We start from the raw sequence: 18,400 nt of genomic DNA, 5'->3' as shown, positions 1-18,400 counted from the left end.
AATAGGTCGAGGGCATAACCAAACAGGGTGATAGGAAATGGATGGAAAGATTCTTTGTATGCGGTTTTGAAGGTATATATCTTCATAAGGCCCAGTGGCTCAGTTGGTTAGAGCGCCGCCCTGTCACGGCGGAGGTCGAGAGTTCGAGTCTCTTCTGGGTCGTTGCAGTATCACAGAGTAAGATTTAATCAAGCTTCGTGGAATTGCATTATCATACTAATTAAATAGTGTGAAACAAAATGATGTGGGATCTTAGCTCAGCTGGGAGAGCATCTGCCTTACAAGCAGAGGGTCATAGGTTCGAGCCCTATAGGTCCCACTTACAAAATGGATGGATTCCCGAGTGGCCAAAGGGGGCAGACTGTAAATCTGTTGGCAACGCCTTCGAAGGTTCGAATCCTTCTCCATCCACTTAAAGGATTTTCCTTTAAAGCCAATTAGCCGAAATGGTTTGGCACAATAGTTATAATGCCGATGTGGCTCAATTGGCAGAGCAGCTGATTTGTAATCAGCAGGTTATCGGTTCGAGTCCGATCATCGGCTTTATCTCAACCGAGATAATTAAAATTTAATAACGCGGGGTGGAGCAGTCTGGAAGCTCGTCGGGCTCATAACCCGAAGGTCGTAGGTTCAAATCCTGCCCCCGCAACTCAGACTTTTTAAGTCTAATGCCCAGATAGCTCAGTTGGTAGAGCAGAGGACTGAAAATCCTCGTGTCGCTGGTTCGATTCCGGCTCTGGGCATTTTCTTTGCCAAAAGAAAGATAGTCTATAATTAGGGGCGTGTAGCTCAGGTGGTAGAGCACTTGACTTTTAATCAAGTTGTCCGGGGTTCGAATCCCCGCACGCTCATCTGGAAAAAGTACCGTAAACTCTGTATTTACTAGGGTTTGCGGTACTTTTTTTATGTCACAATCAAGGCTTGATTCCATCAACTTCTATATTTTTTATACCAAGAAAATTGTTGAGATACAGAGTTATGGTTTTGTCATATTTCAGTCCCGGTGTAAGAATGAGTATTTCTCCAATCTCCCCTTTTATTACCCGGCAGTTTTTCTTTTTGGTCCTCTCGGCAGTCTTTGAGTCAGCAAACTTTGCTGACAGCTCGGGCACGCCTGTTCAGGATCTGCCAGTATAGGCTTCAATGATTATGGTTTCTATAGATCTTTTTTCCATATAATTTTTTAGAGTTTCTTCGTAAATAACTTTCATAGAAATCCTCCTTTGCCACGGTTTGCTTATTGATACTGCAATACAACTATAATATCGAATAAAATATTGAGATATACTTGTTATTTATGTTACCATAGAAGGAGTCCTGATGAAACAGGTTTTATTTTAAAAGGGAGTTGTAATGATGGAATACTTATATGATAAGTTAATAAAATATAGAAATTCAGACTATTATGCTTTTCATATGCCCGGTCATAAGAGGAATGGGGATCTGACAGGATGTGATCTGCCTTATGGTCTTGATATTACGGAGATTGACGGCTTTGACGATCTTCACCATGCAGAGGGGATTTTGCTGCAGGCTCAAAAGCGGGCGGCATCTGTTTATCATGCGGATGAAACTTTTTATTTGATTAATGGCAGTACTTCGGGAATACTAAGTGCTGTTATGGGATGTACTGCAAAAGGGGATAAGATACTGTGTGCCAGAAATTGCCACCGGTCGGTTTATCATGCCATATATATGAATGAATTGAAGCCGGTATATATTTATCCTGAGTTTTACAGCGATATTGAACTGAATGGGCACATTAATCCGGCAGAGGTTACGAGGGCTCTGGAACAGCACAATGACATCAGGGCGGTTGTGATTACGTCTCCCACATATGACGGTGTTGTCTCAGATGTAGGGGCGATTGCAGAGGCCGCGCATAGGAAAGGAATTCCACTGATTGTAGATGAAGCTCACGGCGCTCATTTCGGCATGCATCCATATTTCCCCCAAAATTCTAATGTACTGGGGGCGGATGTTGTGATACATAGTCTGCACAAGACGCTCCCATCGCTTACTCAGACGGCTTTGATACATCTCAATGGCAGCTTTGTGGACAAGAGGGAAATTAAACGCTATCTGCATATGCTTCAGACAAGCAGTCCGTCCTATGTACTTATGGCGGGGATGGATGAATGTATTAGAATGCTGGATAATGGCAGCACCAGATGTTTTCAGACCTATGTGGAATTACTGGAAAAGGTGAGAGCAAGGCTGAGCAGGATGAAAAATTTAAAACTGATTGAGACGGACAGTTTCGACAGGTCGAAAATCGTGATTTCTGTGAAAGGTACAGACATTACGAGCAGAGGGCTGTATGAGGTATTATTGAACCAATATCATTTGCAGATGGAAATGACTGCCGGTTCCTATGTGCTTGCGATGACTTCTGTCGGAGATACTGCGGAAGGCATGGAGAGACTTGTGGAGGCGCTGGAAGAGATAGATGCACGGATCGCATCCGAAAGAAGTAGTGTAAAGAAAAAGCAGCAGATACATTTTTCGCTTCCCCGGCTGAAACAGGTGTATACAAGTGCAGAGACGGGGATGATAATGAAAAACAAGGTGTCCGCATCGGAATATAAGTCATGGGAGTCATCTGAGGGTTTTGTTTCTGCCGAGTATGCATATATCTATCCTCCGGGAATTCCACTGATTGTGCCCGGGGAAGAGATTACGGCGGAGGCAGTCTCACAGCTTAGTGCATATGAAAAGATGGGATTTTCGGTTGAGGGACCCGAAAAAGAAGGAAAAATAGAGGTATTGGGAAATGAGTAAGATTTGCTATATCATGGGAAAAAGTTCATCCGGCAAGGATACCATTTTTAAAAGATTAAAGGAAAGGCGCCCTGAGTTCCGGACGATTACATTGTATACCACGCGGCCAATCCGTGAGGGCGAAACGGATGGGGTAGAATACCATTTTACAGATGAATCCGGGCTGAAGGCGCTGGAGGATAAGGGCTGTGTCATTGAAGTCCGGGCATATAATACCAAGTGCGGAATCTGGAAATATTTTACGGCGGACGACGGGCAGATTGACCTGGAGATAGAAGATTATATTGTAATAGGGACATTACAGTCTTTTGAGGCGATGAGCCGCTATTTTGGACGGGATAAACTGTTGCCGGTCTATGTAGAAGTGGAAGACGGGCTGAGGCTGAAAAGGGCGCTTGACAGGGAAATGCAGCAGAATGAACCGAAGTATGCGGAGATGTGCCGCAGGTTTTTAGCCGATCAGGAAGATTTTTCGGAGGAGCATATTAAGGCGGCCGGGATAGAGAGGCGGTTTTCCAACGAGGATATTGAGGAATGTTTGAATGAAATTGAGGATTACCTTAATGAAAACTTGTAAAGGCAGGAATACGCCGGGAAGAAGAAAAAGAAGCAGATTACTCTGCTTCTCCTTCCGCTACTATATCTTCGAGAACACGAATCAAATCATGAATTGTCTTTAACTGGACATTTTTCTCGAGGATACAGTTTTTCAAATTGATTGGTAAAGATTCAAATTTGTCCCTCAATTCGGGAGCCACGTAAGATGCCATAAAATCACCTCGGTATAGAATGTCCCGAAATGGCAGAAAGTATGTATGGCAGAAAAATTATCAGAGAAAACACCACATTTTGTTCGATAATACTCAGAGTTCCTTTAAACGATTCGGCCTATCCCAAAATGTGGGATGAACATGATCCAGTAGTTATCCACCGTGGTTATCATTCCGTATTTATCGCGGTAGCAATCAATACATTCCCGTAGATATTCTTCTGTTACATCCAGATACTGGGCTGTGTCATGCCAGTTTCTGTATCCGTGTTCGAATGCGCTGATCAGCCCCTTTAAACCAATCAGCCTGTTATAGCCATCCAGTCTTGCCTGCCGTTCCTGTTTGCGGTTCCAGGCGTCTGACATATCCATAATGTCTCCCACGGTCGTATGATAGTGACCAAGTTCTTCAGCAAGTGTGCAGGCTTTTTCAGCGTCTGTGTCAATATCCTTACGGATTGCAATCTTTTTTCCTTTTATACGTCCGTTGCTGGATATGAGGGGCTTTTCTTTTACAGTTAAACCGTTTTCACAGGCCTCGTCTAAAAGTGTTTCGTAGTTGTTCATTAGTCAACACCTCCAAATTAAATATAACATATAGCCTGTCCTTTAAACGGGACTTTTAAAAATTTTCATCATCCATGATATTATCATCATGTTTTATCATATCTTTCGTTACTTCGATATCAGTCCTTGTATGGGCTGCCCTGACTTCTAATTCATAGTTATCATTATACAGCGGGTTGCATGTCATCTCCCGGGCTGTATCGAGTAGTCTTATCTTCCCCTTCGAATTCATTTTTTCCATCTCGGTTATAACCAGATCTTCATAGCTGCCCTTTGGAATGGGATTCGTCTTTTCTACTGTAGGGAAAACAGATATTCCATGAAAGAACTGCTGACCGTCATCTTTCCAACCCATGAGATAGGCAGGGGTTGTGTTTAATGCAGCGGCTATAATTGATAATGACTCAGCGGGGATCTTATCAATATCCCCTTTTTCATAACGGAAAATTGTAGAGCGGGACACGCCTAGCTTCTCTGCAAGGACGTCCGCCGTCAGTCCCATTTCTTTTCTTCTTTGTTTGATTCTCTCGCCTGTATCGGACATTGTGTATACACCTCCTGAATATAATATAGCATGTAAGATGCAAAAACGCAACATATTAATCGCGTAAATGCTATTTTACTATTGACTTATTTGCCTGAGTAAGGTAGTATAATGACATGAGTTGCATAAACGCTACTAAAAATACTGACAACAAGGGAGAGTGATAGATTGCCGGATTTGGTTGTAAATGTGGTAAAGCTGAAGGCTAAAATTGTGGAGAGAGGTACAACTCTGGAGGCGGTTGCAGATTCAGCGGGGATGAACAGGAGTACACTTTACAGAAAGCTGAAGGATAATGGGAATAAACTGACGATAGGTGAGATACATAAAATTGTACAGGCAGTTCCCTTGAGCAGAGAAGAGGCGGTGGAAATTTTTTTTGATCACGTTGTTGCATAAATGCTACTTATATCAGTAGAATGCAATGTGGACACTGGAGATAACTGAAGGCGGATAGTATATGTACAGCTTTAGGGGGAAATAAGAGGAGGCAGTTTTGATTAAAGTAACGGTCATGAAGGACAGGATTACGGTAAAGGGGCATGCAGGTTATGCACAGGCAGGGAAAGACATTGTATGTGCCGGTGTATCTGCATTGACGCAGACATTCATCAAATCTATTGAGGACCTGACAGTAGACAGTATTCAGTACGAAATATCGCCCGGCAGGGTTGATATAAAATACGGGAATCTATCAGAGAAAGCGATAATTATGAAAGATTCCTTTATCATCGGCATCTCTTTGATTGCTGATGAATATCCGGATTTTGTCCGGGTTGTGTAACCTGTTGTGACCGAAATGTCGTTAAACTACAATACATGCAATGGTCTGGACGTTGGATGGACTGGGGCAGAAAGAAAAGAGGATGTAACCATGTGGTATAAAAATCATGAGGAGTGTTGGAAAATTCCAAGGACAAACTTACAGTTATTTGCCGAAAGAAACGGCGGATCTCATAGACGGGACGGCGGAGTGGAGGCAGAAACTGGAATGGATGAAAAGGAGAGGTCAAAGGCATTTGATAATTTTCTAAGACAGAGAGAAAATCAGGCAGAGTTTGACCGAAGGGTACAGAAGGCAACACAGACGGCGGTTAACCATGCGAGAAAGAAGTGGGAGGCACTGGCGGAGAAAGAGGATACAGAGTATCAGGCCGACAGGCAGCAGAGGGTTGGGAAAATATGCATAACTCTCGAATATTAGGATGTTAGATGTCAGAAGAACTATCAGGTAACATTAAGATTGAACAATTCCGGCCTAACTATGTTGGAGAACAGGACAATTGCACTGCACTTTGCAGATGCAGGGAAAATTTAAAGTATGAAATATAAGGAGAAAATTATGAAGAAAATGGGATTACAGTTATTTGCAGAAGCTATTCAGGGAAAGAAAATTGTTTATTTGTACAGAATTAAAAAAGATGCAGCGACAACTGACGGAACACTTATTGCGTTTACAACGGAAAATGGCAGGACAAAGAGTAAAGATGCCGATTCAATTGCAACGAAAGACGGTTCAATCAGAACACCGGGTACAGCAGAAGTCGAAATTACAGCAACAAGCATTCTGTCAAAAGGGGATGTGATGATTGAAAAACTGGAAGATGCTATGGATTCAGATGAGATTATAGAAATCTGGGAGGCAAATCTCGCAGAGCCTGCGGAGTCAGGAGATAACAAATTCAAGGGGATGTATTTCCAGGGATACCTGACAGAATTTGAAAAGACTTCTTCTGCTGAAGATTTTACAGAATGCTCGCTTACGTTCGGTATTAATGGAAGTGGAAAACGTGGAAGTGTGACCGTTTCTGTTGAACAGCAGGAAATTGCAGACTATGTATTTGCGGATACCCAGAAAACAGGATCCGGAGTCTAGGATGAAGGTATAACCACTCTCTTTTATTCTTATAGAATAGTTCAACTATAGGATGAAAAATACTGACCGGCAGGACGCTTACTGCGGCATAAGTTACGGATGCCGCGGTGCGTCTTCTGCAGACGGGAACTTTGCAGGAGATAAGATATTTTAACGGGATTAAGAAAATAATTACTCAGCAGAAAAGACAAATTGCTGATATATGAAAATGGAGGATATATATATGATTTTAAATATTAAAGATAAAGAGTTTGAGGTTCATTTTGGAATTAAGTTTATCCGTGAATTGGATAAGGCAAATTATTTCATGAAGGAAGGGGCTAAGTTTGGGGCAGGGTTAGAGCTTAAGGTTCCGATGCTGTTTACATACGATACAGTTGCCCTGTCAGAGGTGCTCTATACAGGAACCTGTACACAGAAGGCAAGGCCGACTGTAAATGAAGTAGATGAGTATGTTGAGAACAGCGAGAACATCGAAGCACTGTTTGACGAGGTGATCAGTGAACTAAAAAAGGGAAATGCTACCAGGTTAAAGATGACGCAGATGGAGAAAGAGCTGTCGAAGCAAGGACAGAAGTAGACCAGTCATCTGAAGAAACATATGAGGATATTGTTATAAACTGTCTCCGCTTTCTTGATCTGAATGACATAGAAGTGATTGACCGCATGACCCTTTATGAATATGGAATCAGAATGAAAGCATTCCGTCTGCAAATGGCAGACCATGAATACTGGATTCATCTTCAGGCGTGGGTTAATCGGGAGGTAAAAGCAGAAAGGAAAAAGGGCAGAGGAAAATCAGAGCCGGTGTATAAAAAGTTTGACAGCTTTTTCGATTATGAAAAAAGGGTCAATGAGGCCAGTGGGAAACCAGCCCTTAACAGACCTGTATCAAGTAAAGCCGGAAGGTACATAGAATATCTGGAAAGGAGGAAGAATGGTAAGTTATAGTGTAAAGGCAGTGTTAGGTATCGATGATAAAGAGTACTCAGAGATTATGAAGAGTACTACGGAAAGCCTCAAAATATTAAAGAGCGAAGCAGCATCAGTAAAAAATGCGATTATGAAAATTTCTTCCGGAATTGGCGTATTTAAGGCAATGGATGCGGGCGCGAACCTTCTTAAAAAATCAATACCTTCCGCATTTAACCAACAGGATGCAATAGATCAGTTCTATAGGAATATAACCGCAATTACAGGCAGTACAGATGCGGCAGGAAGTGCATTGAACAGTTTAAAGGGAATTACAAAAGGGACCGCTTATGGTTTAGATACAGCGGCAAAAGCAACACAGAATTTTATTTCCCGCGGTATGGAAGTTGGCGCAGCCGCAAAGTCTGTAGGGGCATGGTCAGATGCAGTGGCATATTACGGAAAAGGTACAAGCGGCCAGCTTTCGGAGGTGACGGACGCGATAGGGAATATGCGTGCAAAAGGTACTGTGGAGATGGACCAGTTAAACAGGCTTTTTAATGTTGGCATTGATGCTGTCGGTATGTATGCAAAGGCTGTAGGAAGGGATTCGGCATCTGTACGGGATGATCTGTCAAGTGGAAGGATCGGTGCGGAAGAATTTCTTAATACTGTTGAATCTGCAATGATGGAGGGAACTAACGGTGTCCAGAAGGTTGCAGGTGCGGCAAAAGAGGCAGGAACAAGCTGGAATGGTACATTTGACAGCATGAAGGAAGCAGTAACCAGAGGAACGCAGGGAATCATTAATTCAATTGACAATATGTTAGAAAAAAATGGATTTCCAACGATGAAGGAGTCTATCAAAATATTTGGAGATACGGTTGAGAGTGTACTTGGCAGGGTTTCTGAAATTATTGGGGGGTTTGACCTTTCATCATTAGCGGAACGGGCTAAACCATATTTTGATATATTGAAAAGTGCATTTATTGAACTAAAGGACCTGTTCGGTTCGGCATTTAGTGCTATCGGGGATTCGATCAGTAAATTAACAGCACCTCTAAATGATACAAAAAATATATTGACATTCTGGGATGCAGTAAACGCAGGAAAAGATGTGCTTAAAACTTTTGCAAAGTTTTTGGAGGAACATGCCGATGCTGTAGCAAAAGTAATTGTAAATATCCCGAAGCTTCTTGTGGCATATAAGGGATTTAAGATACTTACGGCGCTCATTACATTGGTGGGAGGATTTACGGGGGCTATAGCGAAATTTGCAAAACTGGGATTGAGTAAGATTGCACCTAAGCTTTTCAAAGTTGCAAAAGGACAGGAGGAAGTCGGAAAATCGAGTCAGAAAAGTTCTGATAAAATAAGTTCTTCAGCCAAATCTTTTATGATGATTGGGGCCGGAGTTGCACTAATAGCCGGAGGATTCTTGTTATTAGCGGAGGCGTCAATCAGGCTTTCAAATTCCGGAGGTGCGGCAATAGGCATCATGGCGGTTATGGCAGGAACAGTAATAGCTCTTGTTTTTGGAATGATGTCGCTTCTTAAAAATGTTAAGACAACGCCTGCAAGGCTCAATGCAGTATCCGATGCATTTCTTAAAATGGGTGCGGGGATCGCGCTTGTTGCAGGGTCATTGGCTGTACTTGCTCTTGCACTTGTGCCGTTGGCATCGCTCGGGTCAACAGCTGTACCGCCATTGCTTGCATTTGGAGTTGTTGTTGGCGGACTGGGAATTATATTGGGAACGATGGGGCAGAAACTGCAGCAGAGTGCACTTGGCATTGCTGTGTTTGCAGCGGCCATTTCTGTTATGGCACTTGCGATGGTGCCACTTGCGCAAACAGGGCAGGAAGGTGCCGTAGCAATGGGCGTATTCGGAATTGTTATCGGGGGGCTGGCTGTGATATTCGGAACATTAGGCAGCGCGCTTAACGCGGCTATACCGGGTATGATTGCAATAGGGGTCATAATACTTGCCGTCGGGGCAGCTATGGCTCTAGCCGGTGATACGATTGGTCTGCTCCCGCCAATTATACAGCAGCTGGGGGATACATTTTCACAGCTGGCAGTTGCAATTGCAGTCGCTGTAAGTATTATAGCAGCAACTGTGGGAGATACTTTATGTAATATCATGACTACGGCCGGAGAGATCATAACCGGGGTGATTGATTCAATTAGTGATGGTTTTACCAGTATAATCGATAGTATATCGGGAGTAATCGAAGCAATAAGCGGTGGATTTTCAGAGGTACTGGATTCTATTGCAGGGGTGATAGAAAGTGTCGGAAACTCAGCCAGAAATGCTGGAGAAGGTTTTAAAGCGGTTGCTGTCGGAATCGGACTGATAGCAGAGTTATCCCTGATTGATATAGCTAAGTCACTTGGAGCTGTAGCTTTAGGTTTGGGAGAGATAGCTACAAAAGGAGCAGGGCTTCAGGAAGCAGCAATCGGGCTGAGTGGGATTATAACAAATCTGACAGCGGCAGCGATTGTCATGACAGCTTTCAGTATGGGAGTCAGTACGATGTCATTGGCAGCAGAAATACTGCGTACAGCAGTATATAGTATACAGGAAACTCTTTCCAACTTCGTTTTAACACCGCCGGACATAACACTTGTAATCGCATCATTTATGATGCTTACCGCAGTGGCAAAAAGCATGGTATTAGAATTAACAGCAGCCGGTATGCTGGGAGGAGAAGGTCTGGCAAGAGGAATTGAAACCGGGTGCATCAGGGCGAAAACGGCTGCAATGGCCGGTGCAGCCGCCATTGTAAGTGCAATGGGTTCCGTTCCCGGACAAATGTATAGCTTGGGTTACTATATCGGAATCGGTCTGGCAAATGGTATGGAGTCAACGCTGGCGTATGTCAGAATGGTAGCAGCACAGCTTGCAGCCGCAGCAGAAGAAGCGGTAATTGCAAAAGCTAAAATCGGAAGTCCTTCCCGTACATTTAAGGAATTGGGAGCATATATAGGTGAAGGGTTTGCAATAGGAATTAAATCAATGTTCCAAAGAATTTATCAAGTCGGCGAAGACATGGTCTTTATTCCGAGTGTTGCTTCCGGGCCGGATATAATGGGAAATTACAGTTCCGGCATGTCTCAAAGCAGTTTAAAGAATGATTATACTTATAATCCGGCAATTTATGTTAATGCGGAGGTCACAAGCGTTATGGACGGAAAAGAAGTAGGATATGGGAGTGCAAGGTATGTACAGGAAAAAAATGAAAGTGATGCCAAGATAAGAAGATATATCAATGGCATTAGGTAGGGAGGAACACATGTATAAATTTGTAGATACAATTAACCATGCCAATAATAAAGAAGAGCTTCCTGCTGAAGCAATGAGTATAAATGGAACATATATCGAAAATGAAATCCAGGGATATAGGACCTTATATGTTACAGGGCGCGAACTTCTGGAATCTGAAATACAAGACCGTCAGATTGGTAATTCAGACGGTACTGAGTTCCAGTATAAGAGGAATGTCCCGCGGGTTATTACTGTTGCGTTTGTGCTTAAGTCAGATACCCCGGAAGAATTCCGGGAGAAGTTTAATAAACTCAATCAGATTCTCAATCAGGAGGAGGCCAGGCTTGTCTTTTATGACGAGCCTGACAAATACTTTGTTGGTACGAAGAGTACAGTTGACGAAGTATCGGAGGGGCAGCTGAGTGTAACAGGGAAATTTGATATATACTGCGCGGATCCGTATAAATATTCCGTAGTGGAGAAGACATTTCCGGCAGCGGTGAATCAGGACGGGGTGCTGGAGGCTGTGATTGTGAATAATGGGACGAAAGAGGTACCGATTGATTATACAATTACACATGGGCACGAGAATGGATATGTTGGCATTGTAAGTGAGCACGGGGTAATCCAGCTTGGATCGGCGGATGAAGTTGATGCGGAGATACGCCAGAAATCACAGGAACTGTTTAATTATAAGAATCCATCTGAGATGGGGGCTATGACAGACGGACAGGGCATTCTGACTGAGAATTTCCCGAAAAACGGGACATTTAAGACAGTGACGGTTAACGGCCAGCCGGCGCTGGCACTGAACAGTGTCGGGAGCGGGAATAACTGGCACGGGGCCAGCAAGATGGTTACACTGCCGGCGGATTCCAATGGTGAGATTGGCGCTGCAAACTTTTTAGCACAGTCAAAAATCTGGTTTGAAACAGGAAAAGTCCCGCAGACGGGGCTGCTGGAATTTGTTGTCGGTGACGAAAGCGGGCAGCATTTAGCATCCATACATATTTTAAAAAAGGCAACCAATACGAATCAGGCAGCCGCAGTCATGCTGATCCAACTGCAGGAGAAGAACAGGATCAAATATGAACCCACGGCGTGGTCTGTTACAGCGAATAATGTGGGAACGAATATATATATCCGAAAAAGCGGAGAATTGTTTGAATTTTGTTTCGGAGGAAAGAAATATCAGTATCGGGTTCCGGCACTGAAGAATGTGAAAGCAAAGACAGTAACTATTTTTTTAGGGCAGTGGGGAACACGCGGTGCAGGAAATCTGGTTGCAAGGATGTATTTCCACAATGTTTTATTTCAAAAAGACAACGTAGGATACTGGTATGACATTCCGAACCGTTATCGGGCGGGAAGTACGGTATATGTAGACGGGTCTGCCACGAAGGTTTATGTGAATGGGATTGCCAGTATGGATGATGAGCAGATAGGGAGTAAATACTTTAAAGCTCCACCGGGAGAGACGAAGGTACAGTTCTATTATTCGGACTTTTGCAACCCGGCGCCCACGATAACGGCAAAGATTAAGGAGGCGTTTTTATAAATGGATAATATAAGAATTGCGTTGTTAAATGCATATGATAAAGTATGTGCTTTTTTAGACAATGAGGCTCCGGAATCAATGCATTATTATCAGGATGAACTTCATCAGTATCTCAAAGGATCTGCTGCTACTTATTCATTTAAAACCAGTGCAAAGCACAAGGATGCGTTGTATCTTACGGAAGGGAACAAATTGGCCTTCCGTTACAGAGATTGTGATTTTTATCTGAATATCATGACAGTGACGAAAGATGAGTATGAGATTGAGGTAGAAGCGTACAGTTTAAATTTCGAATTACTGAATGAACAGAAGGAAGCCTACAAGGCAGCTAATACTATGACATTTGCCCAATATCTGGATATTTTTGATTACGAAAAAGTGGTTACACTGGGAGTAAATGAAGTTTCAGGTAAATCTGTCAAACACGAATGGAGCCAGACAGAGACAATGCTGGCCAGAATATTTTCCCTAGCTGATGTTTTTGACGCAGAAGTAGAATTTATACCTAGATTAAATCCCGATTACTCTCTGAACAGTATTGTTATGAATGTTTATCAGAAACACAGTGATACAGTTCAGGGTGTCGGGAGTAACCGTACAGACGTGATACTCCGTTATGGGAGAAATGTATCAGGAATTACGAAAACTTCAGATATTACAGAACTGTATACGGCTATCCGGCCAATTGGAAAAGACGGGCTTACAGTGAGCAGCATTAATAAGACAGAGTATGATGCAGAGGGCAAGGTGGAATATACTTGTCCGTCCGGAAAAAGGAATATCTACGCAGTTCAGGCAAGGGACCGATTTCCGTCTAATCTCATGGCCAACGAAAACGAAAGGTATATTGCTGAAATTTGGGAATATGATACGGACAATGTAAATACGCTGTATGCCCAAGGTCTGGCAGAATTAAAAAAGAACTGTGTCCCTCAGGTAAGTTACGAGGTGGAAGGGTATTTTGATACGGGCATCGGAGACACGGTAACAATTGCTGATGAGGAGTATAATCCGGAGTTATATTTACAAGCGAGAGTTACCGAACAGTCCCGTAGTTTTACAGATCCAGAGCAGAATAAAACCACGTTCAGTAATTATAAAGAGCTGCAGTCGGAGATAGATCCTGCGCTGCTTAAGAAGATGAACGAACTGTTCGAGGCAAATAAGGTATACACTTGTTCAATCACTACAGACAATGGAATTATTTTCAAAAATAATGAAGGAACAACCACCTTAACTGCGTTTGTCATGGATGGCGGCAAGGATGTGACGGGAAATCTGAATATCCGCTGGCTGAAAAATGCGGAGGAGATATCTTCTGGAAAGTCAATCATTGTTAAAGCCGCTGATGTTTCCGGCAAGGAAGTATACAGATATGAAGTGACTGATGTGGCCGGTATGGTACGCGGTTCATTTGAGGTCACTGTCACGAATATTTATGACGGTGAAAAAGGGGATAAGGGAGATAAAGGCGATAAGGGAGAAAAAGGAGAGCAGGGGGACCAGGGAATTCAGGGGCCTTCAGGAGATCCCGGAAAGTCTTCTTACTTTCATATCAAATATAGCCCTGTGATAAATCCGTCAGCATCCCAGATGACAGAAACTCCAGATAAGTATATCGGAACGTATGTTGATTTTCAGGAGGTGGATTCAAACAATCCAAGGGATTATAAATGGCAGAGGCTCGAAGGGGCACAGGGACCCGAGGGCGCCCGTGGGATACCGGGTGAAAATGGTGAAGACGGGAATACCTCTTTTTTACATATCAAATATTCGAATGACGGCGGAAAAACATTTACGGGTAACAGCGGAGAAACACCGGGAGGATGGCTAGGTATTTATGTAGACTTCTACCAGCCTGACTCTGACAAACCGGGAGATTATAGATGGAAAAAAATTGAAGGAGAGATCGGTGTAAAAGGAGATACGGGCGAGCCGGGTAAAGGAATCAAAGAGAGGAACGCATATTATCTCGTCTCTTCAAAGGACAGCGGGATTACAACGTCAACCGCAGGATGGCAGAAGACGATTCCGACAATCACAGAGACAAACCGGTTTTTATGGATATATGAAGAATATATCTACACAGATGATACGAAGGATAACACGACACCAAGAGTTACCGGAGTATATGGTGAAAAGGGTGACAAAGGAGACAAGGGCGATAAAGGCGATCAGGGACAGCGCGGACTTCAGGGACTTCAGGGTGCTAAAGGAGATCAGGGAATTCAGGGGCCAAAAGGTGCAGATGGTAAGAGCAGCTATACACATATAGCATATGCCAACAGTGCGGACGGAAAGACTGATTTTTCCGTGTCAGACAGTAACCGTACTTACATTGGAATGTATGTTGATAATGTGGTGACAGACAGCACAAATCCTGAAGCCTATTCGTGGAGTAAGATTAAAGGTGCGGATGGAGCTCAGGGGACACCCGGAAAGGCCGGTGCAGATGGTAAGACGCCTTATCTTCATATAGCATATGCCAACAGTGCGGATGGTAAGACAGGATTTTCCGTGTCGGACAGTGCCAATAAGCTGTATATCGGGCAGTACACGGACTTCACAGCGGCGGACAGTACAGATCCTGCGAAATACTCCTGGACAAAGATCAAGGGTGATCAGGGGCCTCAGGGGGTACAGGGACCGAAAGGTACGGATGGAAAACAGTACTATACATGGTTAAAATATGCGGATACACCAACTACCGGAATGAGTGATGATCCTGCCAATAAATCCTATATCGGTCTTGCTTATAATAAGACTACGGCAGCGGAGAGCAGCAGTTATGCGGATTATACATGGTCAAAGATAAAAGGCGAAAAGGGCGATCAGGGTGTCGCCGGAGGAAAAGGCGCGGATGGAAAGACCTATTATACGTGGATTAAATACGCGGCAAGTGCATCCGGCGAAGGTATGGGTGATGATCCCACTGGTAAGGCTTACATAGGTCTGGCCTATAATAAGACGACAGCCGCGGAGAGTACGAACCCAAGTGATTACACTTGGTCACTCATCAAGGGTGACAAAGGTGACAAAGGAGATAAGGGCGATAAAGGAGATCAGGGGCAGCGTGGCCTGCAGGGACTTCAGGGTGCTAAAGGAGATCAGGGAATTCAGGGGCCAAAAGGTGCAGATGGTAAGAGCAGCTATACACATATAGCATATGCCAACAGTGCGGACGGAAAGACTGATTTTTCCGTGTCAGACAGTAACCGTACTTACATTGGAATGTATGTTGATAATGTGGTGACAGACAGCACAAATCCTGAAGCCTATTCGTGGAGTAAGATTAAAGGTGCGGATGGAGCTCAGGGGACACCCGGAAAGGCCGGTGCAGATGGTAAGACGCCTTATCTTCATATAGCATATGCCAACAGTGCGGATGGTAAGAGTGGCTTTTCTGTGTCGGACAGTGCCAATAAGTTGTATATTGGGCAGTATACGGACTTCACAGCGGCGGACAGTACAGATCCTCTGAAATACTTCTGGACGAAAATAAGAGGAGAGGATGCCGCTGTTATCAGTTCTACAGAGCCGGAAGATAAGACAAAATTATGGTGTGATACTTCCATTGAACCTCCGTTGATGAAACATTATAACACTATGGCAGGGGCATGGGAGATTGTGAATGATCAGTCAAGTGCAATCGAGACAATCTATCAGAGTGCATATGCTGAAATTGACAAGGTATCTGATAAAGTTCTGTTTGAGGTCGGCGAGAAAACTTATCTCAAGGAGGACGTTGACAGCCTGATAGGAGAGGTAAATACAAAATTTGAACAGACTAAAGATTCCTTTGTATTTGATTTCAATCAGCTTACTGAAAATTTAAATAAACTGTCTACTGGAACAGATTCTGAATTCAACGAGATAAAAAAATATATACGATTTATTGACGGAGCTATTATTATCGGGGTGGAAGGCAATCCGCTGACGTTGAAGATGATTAATGACAGGATATCATTTCTGGAAAATGGAAATGAAGTTGCATATATCAGTAACCGGCGTATGTATATCAACGATGCAGAAATTCTTTCGTCGCTGGTACTTGGGAATTTTGCATTCACACCACGCACGAATGGGAATCTGTCATTTGGAAAAGTGAGGTAAAACATGGCAAATTATGAAACAAGGATACGGTTAATCAGCGAGACAAATGTAAATGTTGCTAATAATACAAGTTATGTCACAGTTGCGCTGGATTTTAGACGGACAGACTATCAATATTATGGGTACAATTTAGACGGAAATGCGTATTGGATTATCAAGGTAGACTCACTGTCAACGGGAAATGTGAATTTTACATTTAACTGGACAATTCCTCAGAACCAATGGAAAGAGGTTGCACGAAGAAGCTTTACGGTAACGCATAATGCAGATGGTACAAAATCAATTAACCTGTCAGGTACTATATATTTTGGAGATGGCGTGTCACCGGGAACTCTTTCAGCTTCTGGGAAGGCAACACTGAGTACGATACCGAGAGCGACTGTGCCGTCACTTTCACCAGCAAGTCAGGCGATAGGAAGTGCAATTACGATAAATCTGCCAAGGGCCAGTAGTGCATTTACACACACTTTAACATACAGCTTTGGCAGCGCAGCAGGAACAATTGCGACTGGTGCCGGCGGATCAGCAAGCTGGACACTACCCAGTTCGCTGGCAGCACAAATACCGAATGCTGCCAGCGGAACGGGCCAGATTACATGCAGCACATATAATGGTTCAACACTTGTGGGAACAAAATATATTAATTTTACAGCGACTGTGCCTGCCAGTATGGTTCCATCTATCACCAGCATAGGGATTACAGAGGCAGCAACCGGAATAAACGCCCAATTTGGCGCTTATGTGCAGAATAAGAGCAGGCTTAATATTGCCATATCCGCAAGCGGTATACAGGGAAGTACAATCGTATCATATAAAACGGAAGTTGCGGGCTCTTCATTTTCAGGCAGCAGTGTCGTCACAGGTTATATTACTTCTCCGGGAAGTCTCCCTGTAAAGGTTACAGTAACAGATAGCAGGGGGCATACTGCCGTGAAAACACAGACAGTAAATGTAGTGGCGTATGCAAATCCGGCAATCGCTTCATTTACCGCTGTCAGATCAACCACAGCCGGAGTTTTTGACGATCAGGGGACTTCCTTGAGTATCTCAATGAATTTTAATGTCTCGGCTGTTGGGAATAAGAATACGAAAAGCTATGCAGTGGACCTGCAGAAAAACGGTGAGACAACATGGGTGTCCTTGCTAAAAGGGAGTGTGTATTCATATAACAGCACTTATGTGGCGGATAATGTGCTGAGTATAGACTCATCATATACGCTGAGGCTGAGGGTCACAGATTATTTCACGACGTCAGAGGCAATTGTAGATATCAGCAGCGGGTTTACATTGATGGATTTTCGAAGTACTGGTAAGGGTGCCGCAGTAGGAAAGGTAAGTGAAAAGGATGCTTTTGAGGTGGGGATGATTGCGGAATTTTTTAAGTCTGTTATTATTCATGGGAATGGGAGTGAATACAATCTTTTTGATAAGATTGCAAATCTTGCTACACAGATTTCAAATCAATCAACTCAAATTTCTAATCAGGCGGCACAGATTGCGAGTCATACGACTCAGATTGCAGGTAAAGCGGCGGCATCTCATGGACATAATGTTGCTACACAGGGGGCTAATGGATTTATGGCGGCAGCGGATAAGGCAAAGCTGGATAGTATTAATGCAGGAAACAATTTAGGTGGTTTAGTTGACTTAATCAATGTTTCATCATACACATTTCCTTCAGATGGATATTTATATATGGAAGCAAATTATAGAGCAAATTATTATATACAGGCAAGAGTATACGGATCAAATGGTACAAATTATACTATAATCCAGCAGTCAACACCAGCAGCTGGATCAGTAGGAAATAGTGCAATAAGTATGTTTGTACGAAAGGGAATGATGGTTAATAATATTTCAACTAATAATAAAACTTACAATAGATTAAGATTCCTTCCATTGCAATAGACTGGGATACAAGGGGGATTCCAAAGTTTTAAATTAACTGTAATATAATAAATCGAGCAAATTTAATATATTAATAAACATTGATTTGTATGTTCTTTTTTATA

15 protein-coding genes and 7 tRNA genes are annotated in these 18,400 nt (G+C 43.2%); 19 read left to right on the top strand and 3 right to left on the bottom strand.

What is annotated here, in order from left to right:
• Nucleotides 1-88 precede the first annotated feature (88 nt).
• From DWX43_RS22830 to DWX43_RS22785, 9 genes are all read left to right on the top strand, one after another.
• A tRNA-Asp gene (locus tag DWX43_RS22830) sits at nt 89-162 on the top strand.
• An 84-nt stretch (nt 163-246) separates the two neighbouring features.
• A tRNA-Val gene (locus DWX43_RS22825) sits at nt 247-319 on the top strand.
• A gap of 10 nt (nt 320-329) precedes the next feature.
• Nucleotides 330-411, top strand: a tRNA-Tyr gene (locus DWX43_RS22820).
• A gap of 59 nt (nt 412-470) precedes the next feature.
• Nucleotides 471-543: transfer RNA gene (locus DWX43_RS22815), tRNA-Thr, on the top strand.
• Nucleotides 544-575: 32 nt separating this feature from the next.
• Nucleotides 576-649: transfer RNA gene (locus tag DWX43_RS22810), tRNA-Met, on the top strand.
• A 21-nt stretch (nt 650-670) separates the two neighbouring features.
• A tRNA-Phe gene (locus tag DWX43_RS22805) sits at nt 671-743 on the top strand.
• Between the two features lie 35 nt (nt 744-778).
• Nucleotides 779-851: transfer RNA gene (locus DWX43_RS22800), tRNA-Lys, on the top strand.
• A gap of 502 nt (nt 852-1,353) precedes the next feature.
• Nucleotides 1,354-2,781, top strand: coding sequence for an aminotransferase class V-fold PLP-dependent enzyme (locus tag DWX43_RS22790; RefSeq protein WP_330582311.1), 1,428 nt, complete (start codon nt 1,354-1,356; stop codon nt 2,779-2,781).
• Complete coding sequence (locus DWX43_RS22785) at nt 2,774-3,358, top strand: guanylate kinase (RefSeq protein WP_118622008.1); 585 nt, start codon at nt 2,774-2,776, stop codon at nt 3,356-3,358. Before DWX43_RS22790 ends, DWX43_RS22785 begins: the two co-directional genes overlap by 8 nt.
• Nucleotides 3,359-3,395: 37 nt before the next feature.
• Here the strand turns inward: DWX43_RS22785 and DWX43_RS27115 are convergent, their stop codons facing one another.
• The 3 genes from DWX43_RS27115 to DWX43_RS22775 form a co-directional block, all read right to left on the bottom strand.
• On the bottom strand, nt 3,396-3,551 hold the full coding sequence (locus DWX43_RS27115) for a hypothetical protein (RefSeq protein ID WP_181368872.1): 156 nt from the start codon (nt 3,549-3,551) through the stop codon (nt 3,396-3,398).
• Nucleotides 3,552-3,655: 104 nt separating this feature from the next.
• Complete coding sequence (locus DWX43_RS22780; protein ID WP_109733894.1) at nt 3,656-4,117, bottom strand: ImmA/IrrE family metallo-endopeptidase; 462 nt, start codon at nt 4,115-4,117, stop codon at nt 3,656-3,658.
• 55 nt (nt 4,118-4,172) lie between these two features.
• A complete protein-coding gene (locus DWX43_RS22775) occupies nt 4,173-4,661 on the bottom strand; it encodes a helix-turn-helix transcriptional regulator (RefSeq protein WP_109733893.1) in 489 nt (162 codons plus the stop codon).
• Nucleotides 4,662-4,829: 168 nt separating this feature from the next.
• On the opposite strand from DWX43_RS22775, the gene DWX43_RS22770 reads away from it, so the two are divergent.
• The 10 genes from DWX43_RS22770 (at nt 4,830) to DWX43_RS22725 (ending at nt 18,296) form a co-directional block, all read left to right on the top strand.
• Nucleotides 4,830-5,060, top strand: a complete 231-nt coding sequence (locus DWX43_RS22770; protein ID WP_243099447.1) for a helix-turn-helix domain-containing protein — start codon at nt 4,830-4,832, stop codon at nt 5,058-5,060.
• 97 nt (nt 5,061-5,157) lie between these two features.
• Nucleotides 5,158-5,445 carry a ribosomal-processing cysteine protease Prp gene (locus DWX43_RS22765; protein ID WP_118622006.1) on the top strand — a complete coding sequence of 96 codons (288 nt, stop codon included), beginning with the start codon at nt 5,158-5,160 and terminating at the stop codon, nt 5,443-5,445.
• Nucleotides 5,446-5,535: 90 nt separating this feature from the next.
• Nucleotides 5,536-5,865, top strand: a complete 330-nt coding sequence (locus tag DWX43_RS22760) for a hypothetical protein (protein WP_118622004.1) — start codon at nt 5,536-5,538, stop codon at nt 5,863-5,865.
• 138 nt (nt 5,866-6,003) lie between these two features.
• On the top strand, nt 6,004-6,537 hold the full coding sequence (locus tag DWX43_RS22755) for a phage major tail protein, TP901-1 family (RefSeq protein WP_118622014.1): 534 nt from the start codon (nt 6,004-6,006) through the stop codon (nt 6,535-6,537).
• A gap of 223 nt (nt 6,538-6,760) precedes the next feature.
• Entirely contained in the window at nt 6,761-7,117 is a 357-nt protein-coding gene (locus tag DWX43_RS22750; protein WP_182440796.1) for a tail assembly chaperone, read from the top strand.
• Between the two features lie 86 nt (nt 7,118-7,203).
• Nucleotides 7,204-7,488, top strand: coding sequence for a hypothetical protein (locus DWX43_RS22745; RefSeq protein WP_118622000.1), 285 nt, complete (start codon nt 7,204-7,206; stop codon nt 7,486-7,488).
• On the top strand, nt 7,475-10,735 hold the full coding sequence (locus DWX43_RS22740) for a tape measure protein (protein WP_118621998.1): 3,261 nt from the start codon (nt 7,475-7,477) through the stop codon (nt 10,733-10,735). The genes DWX43_RS22745 and DWX43_RS22740 overlap by 14 nt, the downstream gene beginning before the upstream one ends.
• Before the next feature lie 10 nt (nt 10,736-10,745).
• Nucleotides 10,746-12,275 carry a distal tail protein Dit gene (locus DWX43_RS22735; RefSeq protein ID WP_182440795.1) on the top strand — a complete coding sequence of 510 codons (1,530 nt, stop codon included), beginning with the start codon at nt 10,746-10,748 and terminating at the stop codon, nt 12,273-12,275.
• On the top strand, nt 12,276-16,388 hold the full coding sequence (locus tag DWX43_RS27205; protein WP_118621994.1) for a phage tail spike protein: 4,113 nt from the start codon (nt 12,276-12,278) through the stop codon (nt 16,386-16,388).
• A 3-nt stretch (nt 16,389-16,391) separates the two neighbouring features.
• Nucleotides 16,392-18,296 (top strand): DUF859 family phage minor structural protein, encoded by a 1,905-nt coding sequence (locus DWX43_RS22725; RefSeq protein ID WP_118621992.1) that lies wholly within the window; start codon nt 16,392-16,394, stop codon nt 18,294-18,296.
• Nucleotides 18,297-18,400 lie beyond the last annotated feature (104 nt).

It is taken from the genome of Clostridium sp. AF19-22AC, from assembly GCF_003479085.1.
In the GTDB taxonomy this organism is placed as follows: Bacteria; Bacillota; Clostridia; order Lachnospirales; family Lachnospiraceae; genus Faecalicatena_A; species Faecalicatena_A orotica.
The sequence above is the reverse complement of the archived record's forward strand: the minus strand, read 5'-3'. Positions and strand labels throughout refer to the sequence as shown.